Below are 11,740 nucleotides of genomic sequence, written 5' to 3'. Positions count from 1 at the left end.
AACCGAGTCGCTCTGCGAGCGACGCGCTATCCCTCCCGGCACTAGAAGTACCGGGTATCCCGCGCAAAATCTGATGATGATGTCGAGAAGAAGCTTCGCTTGCGGGCTTGCCGCCTTCGCCGCCTTCGCCGCATCCACGCAAGGGGCTTTTGCGGCGCGCGTCTGTGCGGTGAGCGAACTGGGTGAAACATGCCTGGCGCAGCCGGCGCGGCGGGTGGTGGCGCTTGACCAGCAGAGTGCGGAATTTCTTCTGGCGCTGGGCCTGCAACCGGTCGGAATGACGGGCCCCGCCAATTATCGCCGCTTCACCGGCGATGCCGAGCCCCGGCTTTCGGACGAGGTGACCGATCTCGGTCTGTCTTCCGCACCCAATATCGAATTCATCATGGCGCTTGAGCCGGATCTGATCCTCGGCAGCGCCAACAGCATCCAGAAAAGTCGCACCCTGCTTGGCGAAATCGCGCCGGTGGCGGCATTCCTTTCCTATCCAGCCGGAAAACCCGACCAGATGGCGAATATGGTCGAGACGCTGCGTGCCGTCGCGCGTCTGACGGGACGGGAAGCGGAATGCGGCGATTTCCTCGCGTCTCTCGATGAAACGCTTGCGGAAATGAAGCAAAGTGTCGTCGCGAAAGGGCTGGACAAGCGTCCTGTCGTGCTGGGCAATGTCAATGCCGGCGTCACAGGGGCCGAAATCATGCTCTTCAATCGCAATGCGCTGCCGGCGCAGCTTTTGCAGCGTTGCGGCTTCGCCTATGCCTATGATGACGACCGCTATCTCGAAAAAGGCTTCAACGTCACCACCGCCGAAACGCTGATCGCCTTGCAGGATGCCGATTTTCTCTACATGCCCTTCAATGAGAAGGGTGTGGCCAATCTCATGGCGACGCCGGTGTGGCGCAATCTGCGTTTCGTGCGCGAGAACCGCTTTCAGCCCATTCCCTACCGGCTGATCCACAACGGCCCGCTGAGCGCGCGGCTGTTTCTGCGCGATGTCCGCAAGGCGCTTCTGACGTGAGCGTGCCGCGGCAATGCTTGCGCGAACTGGGCATGATCGGGGCGGGCGTCATGGCGCTCGTCGCCGCTTTCGCGCTCAATATGGCGCATGGCGAGGCCCGGATCGGGGTTGGCGACATCATCCGCTCCTTTGCGTATAATGACGATCTGCTGCGCGACGTCGTCAGCGGCTTTCGCCTGCCGCGCGCCACCATAGGGGTGCTTGCGGGCAGCGCCTTCGCCGTCTCCGGCGCGCTCATGCAGAGCATCCTGCGCAATCCGATGGTGTCGCCGGGCATTCTCGGCATCAGCGCGGGAAGTTTTTTCTTCATTGCGCTGGCCACCATATTCGCACCGGCCCTGATCGTTTTCATGCCCATCGCCGTCGCGGTCTGCGGCGGTCTGGTTGCCGTGCTGATGGTCTATCTGCTGGCGGGCGGGTTTCGCGCCACGCCGCTGCGCATTCTTCTTGCTGGACTGATCGTCGCCATGACGATTTCAAGCATAACCGGCGCGCTGCTGCTGCTCTACGAGAGCGAGGCGCGGTTTCTCATTACCTGGAGTGCGGGTTCGCTGCGGCAGAACGGCTGGAGCAATGTGCAACTCGTCTGGCCATGGATCGTCCTCTGCCTCATTGCGGCTTTCACGCTGTCGCGCGCATATGATATTGCCCGGCTCGGCGAGGATACGGCCAGAAGCCTCGGACAGAAACACGCATTGCTCGTCACCGCGACCCTGATCGTCGTGCTGGTGCTGACGGGCGCTTCCGTCGCCGCCACCGGTCCCATCGGCTTCGTCGGTCTTGTCGCGCCGCATCTGGTCAAGCTTGCGGGGGTCAGACGGCATGCCGCGCTGATACCGGCCGCGGCACTCTGGGGCAGCAGCCTGTTGCTTGCCGCCGACAGCATCACCTACATGCTTGGAAGCCTGACCAGCGCACCGCCCGTGGGGGCCATTACGGCAGCCCTCGGTGCGCCATGGCTTCTGTGGCTCGTCCTGCGCCGCAGCCGGGGCGGGCAGATGAATGCGGCTTCATCGCTCGATTTCGGCCGAGCCGGACATGTTTCCCCCACGATCCTGCTTTTGGCCCTTCTGCTCCTCATCGGCCTCACGCTGCTTGCGGGTCTCATGTTCGTCGGCGGTCTGCCGCTGTCGGGAATGCAGGTCATGCAGGCACTCTCCGGCAAGGCTGCGCCGCTCATGCAGAAGATCGTCTGGGACATGCGTGGCCCGCGTATTCTCGCAGCCTGTCTTGCCGGTGCGGGTTTCGCCCTTGCCGGCGCGCTTTTTCAGGCAGCATTGCGCAATCCTCTGGCGGATTCGTCGATTGTCGGGGTCAATGGCGGGGCGACGGCAGGCATTCTTCTCATGGTGGCGCTGTTTCCCGCAGCAAGCGCGACGGGCATCGGCATGGCGGCACTTGCCGGTGGAATGCTTGCGGCGGCCACCGTCTATATCCTTGCATGGCGCACGAGGCTGACACCGACCTTTCTCATCCTGATCGGCATTTCCGTTTCCGCCCTTTGCGGCGCATTCGTGCAGATACTGGTCATGCAGACCCGCTTTACCGACAATCCGATGGTGTGGCTCATCGGCGGACTTTACGGGGCCAACTGGTCCACGGTGCAGATATTGTTTCCCACGCTTCTTGCCGGTTTCATCTGTGCGATGCTGGTGGCGACGAAACTCGAACTGCTTTCGCTCGGCGACATCACGGCGCGCAGCCTTGGTGCTGCGATCGCGCCCGTCAGGCTCGCCGCCGGAGCGACGGGCGTCACGGTTGCCGCCATCTGCGTTTCGCAGACCGGGCCTGTCGGCTATGTCGGCCTGCTGGCGCCGCATCTGGCGCGGTTTTTATGCGGCCATTCCCTGCGCGCGGTCTTGCCCGTTTCGGTGCTGGTCGGTGCGCTTCTTCTCGGGCTCGCCGATATTGCTGCCCGGCTCGTCATTGCGCCGGGGGAACTGCCCGCAGGCTCCGTCATTGCGCTGATCGGCGCCCCTTATCTCATCTATCTTATCCGCCGGAGTATGCGCACATGAGCCATCCGAACCGACAGCTTCATTTCAATTCCTGTATCGATCATCTCGATCTGGCATGGCGCATTGCGGGGGATATGCCGTCCCGTCTTTTCGATATGCGCCAGCTTGAGGAGCGTGCGCAACTGGCCGAGAAAGGGCTGATGGACGCCATGTTCATCGCCGATTTCTACACCTACCGTCCGGGCTTTTCGCTGGAACCCATAGCCCTTCTTTCAGCACTTTCCACGGTGACCAGGCATATCGGGCTGATCGCCTCCGTTTCGACCACCTATAACGAGCCTTATAATCTCGCGCGCATGTTCGCAGGCCTCGACCGCCTCAGCAATGGCCGCGCGGGCTGGAACATGGTGACGACGGCCATCGGCACGGTCGCCGCCAATTACAGCCGCGACGAACATCTCGAACACGATACGCGATACGAGCGTGCCCATGAGGTGATCGAGGTCGTAACCGCGCTGTGGGACAGCCTCGATGAAGATGCGCTCTCCTGTACGCCTGAGGGCATGCTCCACGCCTCACCCGGGAACGTTCCGGCCCTCGATCATCGTGGAAAATGGTTCGAGGTTCAGGGGCCGCTCGACATACCGCGCCCCATACAGGGCAGCCCGGTGCGCATGCAGGCGGGTTCGTCGCAGGCGGGACGGGATTTCGGCGCACGCTGGGCGGAAGTCATCTTCACCGCCCAGCCGGTCCTTTCCATCGCACAGGAATTTTATGCCGATATTCGCCGCCGCATGGCCGCTTTCGGACGCACGCCCGATCAACTCAATATCCTGCCGGGCCTGATGCCGATCGTTGCGAAAACCCGCACGGAGGCCGAAGCCCTTCTGGCGGCGCGACAGGGCGCGGGTGAAAATGCGGGCGCGCGCATGAAGGAAATGGTCGGCATCGACCTTTCGCAATTGCCGCCCGACGAGCCGATCCCTCTCGATCTGCTGCCCGAGCAGGGATTCACCAACGGAATGCGTGGAAGATCGGATCTTTATCTCGACATGATCCGCAAGCATCGCCTGACCCCGCGTCAGGTGCTGCAACAGGGCGCGCATCTGGCTTTCGCTGGAACGCCGCTTGAGACGGCCGACCTCATCAGCGAATGGTTTACGGGCTTTGCCTGCGACGGCTTCACGCTGATGTGGCCTTCTCTTGAGGCGAATATCCTGTTTGTCGAAGAAGTGGTCCCCATCCTGCAACGGCGCGGTTTCTATCGCACCCGCTATGCGGGAACGACGCTGCGCGACCATTTCGGTCTGGCGCGCCCCGACAACCGGCGCTTCGCTGCAAAGGGACATTGAAAATATGAAACAGCTTCATTTCAATTATATTCTCGGGCCGGAAAGTCTCGCCGCGGTGGATGGCGTTTCCGCGCGTCCCGGCGCTCTCCAAACTCTCCTGACACTGGCGAAACGCGCCGAATCGGGCGGGATCGACGCGCTCGTCTTCAGGGATGCGAACAATGCGGGCCTGGTGCGGGAAGGATGTGCATTCCTTCCATACGAGCCGTTTACGGCTTTTGCGGCGCTGGCGGCTGCAACCGATCGCATCGGTCTTGCCGCCGCCGTCTCCCCGCGCACCAGCCAGCCCTATAACGTTGCGCGGCGGCTTGCGACCATCGATCATATCAGCCGGGGCAGGGCTGGCTGGCACATCACGCCGTCGGCAGATCAGCAACAGGAGCAATATGGCGATTTGAGCCGTCCGCCTGTCGAGGCCGTTGCCGCACGGGATGCGGAATTTCTCGAAGTGGTCCACCAGTTATGGGATAGCTGGTCCCCGGATGCCATCGTCATACGTTCTGACGGGCGAGTGAAAGTCAACGGAGAGGGGAACGGCCCCATCGACCATCGTGGACACTATTTTTCGGTCAAGGGGCCGCTGGACGTTCCGCGCCCGCCGCAGGGCAGGCCGGTCTTGTTTCACAGCGTGGTGACGGAGGATGACATGGATATGGCGGCGCGCTTTGCCGATGTCGTGATTGCCGAGGCGATGGACCTCGAAGCGACCGCAAAATTCGCGGACGAGATGAGCCTCCGCCTGAAAAGCCATGCAAGGGATCGCGCAGACGTGCGGATCATGCCCGTTCTAGGTTCTACCAACACCTGCACCGCGGAAGCTGTGACCGAGAGGATCACCCAGTGGCATGGTGCTGGAATCATTGACGGCTTCAGCCTTGCCGGAACATGCCTGAACGGTTTTATAGACGAGGTCATGCCGCTTTTGCGGCAGGCCGGTATGTTACCGGAAAAGACAGGCCCATCCACCTTGCGTGAGAGGCTCGGTCTGAAAAATTTATACATGGAATAGGTGCACGATCCGGTCCCGGTACCCTCCGCCTGATCCCCTGGCCGATGGGTGTACATAATCTTGCGAAATTACACTCCGACACGCAGCTCTTCCAGAGTCTGTCTGGTTCATTATGACCCAGACAGACTCTGGGTTCTTTTGTTTTCGTTTTTCTTTTCGGGAAAACGGGTTCCACTTTTCCCAGTCTTTCCGTTTACGACCGAAATACACGCCCCTTGCTTCGTATATGTGAGACACGAGGGCGATCATGCAGCGACGGCGGCTGCGCTTGAAGCATGGCCCTTTTCCGTTTCCAAATTTGCCGGTCTCGTTAAATCTTCAGCGCCAGTGAGCGCGCATTGTTGATGTGGACCGTTATCGCATCCATTGCCAATTGCGGAGTGCGCGTTTCAATGGCTTCCAGCACTTTCAGATGCTCTTCCATGACAGGAATGACGCGGCCAGCGATGCGAAAACGCTCCTGATTGATGAGACGCATCTTGATATTGTTGGTCTGATATTTACGCCAAATGATTTCGTTGTTCAGCGAACCGATGATCGTATCGTGCAGGTTCCAGTCGATATGTTCCCTGCGCAGGGACAGCAAGATTTCCGCTGACGCCTCCTGACAGAAAACAGCGACAACTTCCCGCTCAATGAAAAGACGAAATTGAAATGCCTCACGAATGAGATTGAGGTCGACATGCGCGATCTGTAAACCGCGTTGTGGCACCGTCTTGATAAGGCCCTCCACCTCCAAGCGAGGAATAAGCTCCCGTATCGCGCCGAGCGGAAGCCCTGTTATACTGACAAGTTGCCGTTGCGAAACGAACTGGCCGGGATGAAAATCGCCCGCCAGCAAGAGTTTGATGAAACTCTCATATGCCCGATGTCTTGACTGGACTGTCGCGGTCTTATCACTCACTCACGCTTCTCCTGCGGATCGCCAAACATGCACGTCGGCAAAAAATACCTGCCGCCCCATTCAAACCTTGTGCGCAGTAGCCGATTATTCCATACACACAGCATGACATGTTAACGCTAAATCAAACATAGCACAGGTCTGAGTCAGTTTGGCAAACCCATTGAAGAGACTTTTTATATCGTTTTGATCAGCGAGCCTATTTTCCGGTCTGTCTCCTGCAGCAGGATGAAGGCTTCGAATTTGACATCGTGGAACCTTGAGATCTCTCCGCCCTACGGCTCGGGGATTTCCTTGAGGTGGAAAAGTTACCCCAACTGCATTATGCCGGCGGTGAGGGTATCTGATTAAGCTGCTTCCTGCAAAAGTTTAGCAAACACCTCTGCGGGTGTCTTAAATCCAAGACACTTGCGCGGGGTCGCATTGAGCTTATGGGCGAGGGCGGTTAACTGAGCCTGGCTGACCTGCGCCAGATCCGTATTGCTGGGTAAATACCGTCGGATGCGCTTGTTGATGTTCTCAATAGTGCATTTTTGCCAGGGTGAATTTGGATCACAAAACCAGCTTCTTGCCCCCATTCCATCCTCCAAAGCCCTATAACCCATAAACTCGGAACCACGATCAAAGGTAAAACTGCGGCGTGCATGATAAGGCAGCGCTGCAAAGGCCTGAATGATTTTGTTCATGATAGGCTTTGAGTGCCGACTGCTGTTTTTAATGATGACGAAGTAACGACTTTTGCGTTCAACAAGTGTCATGACATTGGCTTCTCCGAGGTCACGATCAAAGATGATCAAATCACCCTCCCAATTGCCGAATTGCAGACGATTGCCAATAAAATCAGGACGTTGATGAATGCGAAACGCTTCTGGAATGCGGGAGCTGCGCGATCTTCTGGTGCCGCGTGGGCAGCGCTTTGTGCGCATCTCGGCCAGATGCTCATACAGCTTTAACCCATATTCTTCCTTTGAGTAAATGAAGCGATAGATCGTTTCTGCGCATAGACGTATCGCGCTCAGACCATGGCTAATCAGTCGGCCGCAGATCTGCTCTGGTGACCAGTGTGCTTCCAATTGTTCAATGACGAACTTGCGCAGCTCTGGGTAACGTCTGAGCTTGCGCAACCGCGTTCTGCGGTCTTTGCTGATGTTGTCGGCAAAAACACTATGATAGCCATTATAGTCTGGAATCTCGGCATCCCAAAAGCTGTTGCGCTTGATCTCGCGATAGATCGTCGAGCGATGACGGCCCATCAGCCGCGCAATATCGCCGAGAGGGAGTTTAAGCTGTTTCAGCTCAAATAACCGGCGACGTTCCGCCAATGTGATCTGTGAGTAGCAATTCGACATCCAATTTCCTCCATGGCTAACCACATGAATTCATTGGCATGTTGCAGTTTAAAATAGAATGTACCCCGGTTATATAATGTGTTTTGGCAAGTTAGGGATACGCTATCTCCAGCAAGATAGAGATGCGACAGGTGCTGACGTTCAGCCCCCATTCCGAGAGGCTGGTCAGAGTTGCAAGCGAGGAATGGGGGCGGGTCGATAGGTGCCCTTCGGCTTTAGCTCTGAGAGTGCCAAATGTCATTGATCTGGCCATTTCACTCCGTCGCAGCCAACCGAGCCAACGCTTTTTCCCGGCGCGCAATAACGTCAGGATCGTTCATGTAAGCGGTGCGCGATTTGCGCTCGCGCTTCTGATACCCGTTCCCGACACTGCCATCAGGCACGCCAAACAAATGGTTCGTCTGACCTGTGCGACGGGGACCGCTCTGGCTGCGTTGCAGTTCCCGGCCTGCCTGCATCTCGGCCACAATCGAAAGCATGTCATCCAGTCGCTTGTTCTCGACAACAGGCGAGCGATGAACAGAACGAAGCTTGTCGAATGTTCTGTAGGGCAGGGTGTCCGTACCATACATGATCTCCAGACGGCCATCCGGATAGTCGCAGACAATCACCTTTTGTCGAGCCAGCCGCTTTGCAAACTCCGTCGGCTCCAGGATGAACAGCACCTTGTCGTAACGCAGTGTCAGTGTTTGCGACAGTGTCCGTACTTCCTTCCGGCACATCGCACCATCGATGTTCTCATGCGCGGCCAGCGGTCGATGCATATCCTTAGGATTGCGCGGCTCCTTGCCAAAACGAGCATTGAAGTCTGCAATATATTCCGGCGTGTGAGGTCAGGCTGAAGCGCGACTTTTCGGTTTGAGTTTACGCAAAACGATGTCTGTTTGCGAAGAGTTTCTGCCGAAAGACTTCTGCAGGTGTTTTGTACCCTAAACATTTGCGCGGTGTATTGTTGAGGCGATGACAGATGAATGCGAGGTCTCGATCACTGAGGGTAAGTGGATCAAGGTCTCGGGGGAGCCAACGTCTTGTGCGGGGTCGGTTCCGGCTGGGGGCGAAATGACACCCTAAGCGGCACACAGCAACGATGAGGCGATTGCGGACTTACTCAAGCTTGGCCGCGTTTCTCTGCGAGCCAAAGTTTCAGCAGCCCAGCGACCCGCCCAAGGTCGCCGTTGACCTTGGCCAAGTCCGCAACGGCGGCCAGGTCAACGACCGACCTTATTGGGGTGTTCAACCCAAGGGCGCGCAGGTAGCCCGAACGGGACATGCCCGCTTCTTCGGCGCGCTCTGTGATGGTCGCTTTCTCGTCGTCTGTCACCCACACCTCTATCGGCTTACCGCGCCGCCGAGGCTGGGCCTTTTCTTTGGTGTTCTCTGGCATTGCCTGCGCTCCTGTTGTTGCTTTTCGCTCTTAGACGCGGCAGCGGCTGTGGGCCTCGCAGAGCAAGATACCGTTGAGCCGAAGGCGAATAAGGGGCGGTGTTGGATGGGGACGGGCTTGCCCGTACCCGTACAACACATATCTTGCCGTCTAGTTCTATGCAATTGTATGCGACAGTAGCTAAACGATCCACCCAGAACCGGCCCAAAGGCCGGAAAAGCCGACGAATCGCATAGAATCGCATATCATCGCGTACAATCGCATTAAATGGCTTGCTCAATCGCATAGAATCGCGTACAGTCGCACTCAATCGCACTGATTCGCGCAGAATCGCATTAGCGTGTATGATGGGCCGTCCGCGATTGAGTCGCGGCGGTCAATAGGAGGAAACAGGCATGGCAGACACGCCTAGCAGCAAGCCCCGCCGGGGCGCGGGACGTGTCGCGTTTCTGGCTCGCCTCGATCAGTTCAAGACGCTGATCGAGGCCGGTAACGAACAGCGCACGGTCTATGACGACTGCGGCGGCGAGGATGAACTAGGTATCAGCTACTCCCAGTTCAACCGTTACGTCGTCCGGTACATCACGGGAGCAAAAGACGATGGACACCAAAGGAAAGGCGCAGGGCAAATCACCCCGCAAAGCCCCTCCCCGGCCGCTACAGGGGCCGCAGGAGGACAAGCAGGGGGCAAGCCTGCCCCAGCAGCTAAACCCGGCTCAAAACGCCCCGGATTCGAGCACAACCCAAACAGCGGAAATAACCGCGACGACCTTATCAGTTAGCGCGGAAAACCTCGTACTTTTAGTGCGAGGATGGATAGCGCGGCGTCCGCCAGGACGCCTTGTGTTTTGCATCCTTACAATATTTCGTCTAAAGTGTAAAGCATGAAAGCCGAACGCGCCTACCAATACCGCTTCTATCCCACGCCTGAGCAAGCAGCCTTGCTGGCGCGGACGTTTGGGTGCGTGCGGTTTGTCTGGAACGCGGTGCTGCGCTATCGCACCGACGCGTTTTATCAGCGTCAGGAAAAGATCGGCTATAACGATGCCAGCGCGTTCCTAACACAGTTAAAGAAGCAGCCGGACACCGCCTTTCTAGCCGAGGTTAGTTCGGTGCCACTGCAACAATGCTTGCGCCATCAACAAAGTGCGTTCAAGCATTTCTTTGCCAAGCGGGCGCGGTACCCCAGCTTTAAATCGAAGAAGCACCGGCAGTCAGCCACCTTTGCCAGTTCGGCATTTTCGTACCGTGACGGGCAGATCACGCTCGCCAAGTGCCGTGAACCGCTAAACATCCGCTGGAGCCGCGACCTGCCTGCGGCACCGAGCACAGTGACGGTATCCAAGGATGCAGCAGGCCGTTACTTCATTAGCTGTCTGTGCAAGGTAGACACTGAGGCGCTGCCAATTACGTTCAAGATGGTCGGTATCGACCTGGGGATCAAAGACCTGTTCGTGACCAGTGACGGCCATCGGGTGAATAATCCCCGCCACACTGCCCGCTATGCCCGAAAGCTAGCGAAGGCGCAGCGGCGCCTCAGCCGTAAGCAAAAAGGCTCGAACAACCGAGCCAAGGCACGGTTAAAGGTCGCTCGCTGTCACGCCAAGATCGCTGACACGCGCCGTGACCACCTGCATAAACTCACCCGCCAGATCGTTAACGAGAACCAAGTGATTGCAGCGGAGAGTTTGCAGGTGAAGAACATGGTCAAAAACCGCCATCTCTCTAACGCCATCAGTGATGTTGGCTGGGGGGAGTTGGTTCGCCAGCTTGACTACAAGGCGGCCTGGGCGGGAAGGCAGTTTGTCCAGATTGATCGCTGGTACCCAAGCTCAAAACGCTGCCATAGCTGCGGCTTTGTGCTGGAATCACTACCGCTGAATGTTCGCACCTGGGACTGCCCAGATTGCGGTACTCAGGGCATCGACCGCGACGTGAATGCGGCCCGCAACATTCTGCAAGCAGGCACCGCGCTATTAGCCGGTGCAGATGGTTGAAAGATCATACCGAGGGGCACTCGGGAATGTACGCCTGTGGAGTTTGTGTAAGACCAGCAGTGCCAAGGCATTGAAGGCAACGAACATCGAAGCAGGAACCAGGAAGGTAACGACCTGGGAATCCCCTTCCTTTCCGCCGCAAGGCGGCAGCGCAAGCTGAGGGAGGGGAGGATGTCAATGCCCAGCTGGAACGAGACATCGGAGGACTTGCATCGCGGCGTGTGTATTACCGTGACAGCGACAGGCGCTTTGATGAGTTGATACATGAGCGCGGCCATTTCAAGGGTTTTCAGTGCTGCACACCCGACCAACAAGATTTCCTGGCGGCCATTGTCCATCATGGCCGAACCGATCAAGGAGGGTAACGTTTTGGAATCGAGAGGCAAGTTTGATGTGGCGTTTGTGCTGGCCGCCGGAATTGCATTGTCAGGGTGTGCGAGCCAGCAGGCGCTTGAACCTGAAAGCCATTCCTTCATGGGAATGCCGTCCGGCTCCAAAGAAGAAGTGGCTGACATGTTCAGAGTGCCGGATCACTGGCCGGATGGTGCGCCAACCAAGGCCATCCATCGAGGAAAGGAAACGGGTGTTTGGCAGCCTGTCGGCAGTACCGAGGGCAGCTGTATCGAATATCGGTTGATCCCCAACGACGAGCGCTACAAAGCACCGGAACAGCCTCATTACTGGGACGGTGCGATGTTCAGGCCGACCAAAGCAAACTGTATTCCTGTCCAGGATCAGTTGCACAGCAGACGCTAACACAAGAGGGAAGCGG

Annotated in this window: 10 protein-coding genes and 2 pseudogenes; 7 read left to right on the top strand and 5 right to left on the bottom strand. The window is 57.8% G+C overall.

Going from position 1 to position 11,740, the window contains the following annotated elements; translation table 11 throughout:
* The 4 genes from INT33_RS15075 to INT33_RS15060 all read left to right on the top strand — a co-directional run.
* On the top strand, positions 1–1,018 hold a 1,018-nt coding region (locus INT33_RS15075), incomplete at its 5' end, for an ABC transporter substrate-binding protein (RefSeq protein WP_193063618.1).
* Entirely contained in the window at positions 1,015–3,036 is a 2,022-nt protein-coding gene (locus INT33_RS15070) for an iron ABC transporter permease (protein ID WP_193063620.1), read from the top strand. The genes INT33_RS15075 and INT33_RS15070, both read left to right, overlap by 4 nt.
* Entirely contained in the window at positions 3,033–4,328 is a 1,296-nt protein-coding gene (locus INT33_RS15065; RefSeq protein WP_192539742.1) for an NtaA/DmoA family FMN-dependent monooxygenase, read from the top strand. Before INT33_RS15070 ends, INT33_RS15065 begins: the two co-directional genes overlap by 4 nt.
* A 4-nt stretch (positions 4,329–4,332) precedes the next feature.
* Positions 4,333–5,337 (top strand): LLM class flavin-dependent oxidoreductase, encoded by a 1,005-nt coding sequence (locus INT33_RS15060; protein ID WP_192539743.1) that lies wholly within the window; start codon positions 4,333–4,335, stop codon positions 5,335–5,337.
* Positions 5,338–5,647: 310 nt separating this feature from the next.
* Here the strand turns inward: INT33_RS15060 and INT33_RS21460 are convergent, their stop codons facing one another.
* The 5 genes and pseudogenes from INT33_RS21460 to INT33_RS15040 form a co-directional block, all read right to left on the bottom strand.
* Positions 5,648–6,241 carry a GntR family transcriptional regulator gene (locus INT33_RS21460; RefSeq protein ID WP_192539744.1) on the bottom strand — a complete coding sequence of 198 codons (594 nt, stop codon included), beginning with the start codon at positions 6,239–6,241 and terminating at the stop codon, positions 5,648–5,650.
* 344 nt (positions 6,242–6,585) lie between these two features.
* A complete protein-coding gene (locus INT33_RS15050) occupies positions 6,586–7,587 on the bottom strand; it encodes an IS30 family transposase (protein ID WP_193054202.1) in 1,002 nt (333 codons plus the stop codon).
* Positions 7,588–7,841: 254 nt separating this feature from the next.
* Positions 7,842–8,417 (bottom strand): annotated as a pseudogene (locus INT33_RS15045) (ISNCY family transposase); the annotation flags it as partial.
* Positions 8,418–8,451: 34 nt separating this feature from the next.
* Positions 8,452–8,622, bottom strand: a pseudogene (locus tag INT33_RS21190) (IS30 family transposase); the annotation flags it as partial.
* A 73-nt stretch (positions 8,623–8,695) separates the two neighbouring features.
* The gene (locus INT33_RS15040) at positions 8,696–8,971 is read right to left on the bottom strand and encodes a plasmid mobilization protein (protein WP_225736347.1); all 276 of its coding nucleotides are present in this window, start codon (positions 8,969–8,971) and stop codon (positions 8,696–8,698) included.
* Between the two features lie 395 nt (positions 8,972–9,366).
* Here INT33_RS15040 and INT33_RS15035 point away from each other — a divergent pair, with 395 nt between their 5' ends.
* From INT33_RS15035 to INT33_RS15025, 3 genes are all read left to right on the top strand, one after another.
* Positions 9,367–9,753, top strand: coding sequence for a TraK family protein (locus INT33_RS15035; RefSeq protein ID WP_192539748.1), 387 nt, complete (start codon positions 9,367–9,369; stop codon positions 9,751–9,753).
* Positions 9,754–9,855: 102 nt separating this feature from the next.
* Complete coding sequence (locus tag INT33_RS15030; protein ID WP_074211468.1) at positions 9,856–10,968, top strand: RNA-guided endonuclease InsQ/TnpB family protein; 1,113 nt, start codon at positions 9,856–9,858, stop codon at positions 10,966–10,968.
* A 264-nt stretch (positions 10,969–11,232) separates the two neighbouring features.
* On the top strand, positions 11,233–11,724 hold the full coding sequence (locus INT33_RS15025) for a hypothetical protein (protein WP_192539779.1): 492 nt from the start codon (positions 11,233–11,235) through the stop codon (positions 11,722–11,724).
* Positions 11,725–11,740: the final 16 nt, after the last annotated feature.

This window comes from Halomonas colorata, from assembly GCF_014897985.1.
In the GTDB taxonomy this organism is placed as follows: domain Bacteria; phylum Pseudomonadota; class Gammaproteobacteria; order Pseudomonadales; family Halomonadaceae; genus Vreelandella; species Vreelandella colorata.
The sequence above is the reverse complement of the archived record's forward strand: the minus strand, read 5'-3'. Positions and strand labels throughout refer to the sequence as shown.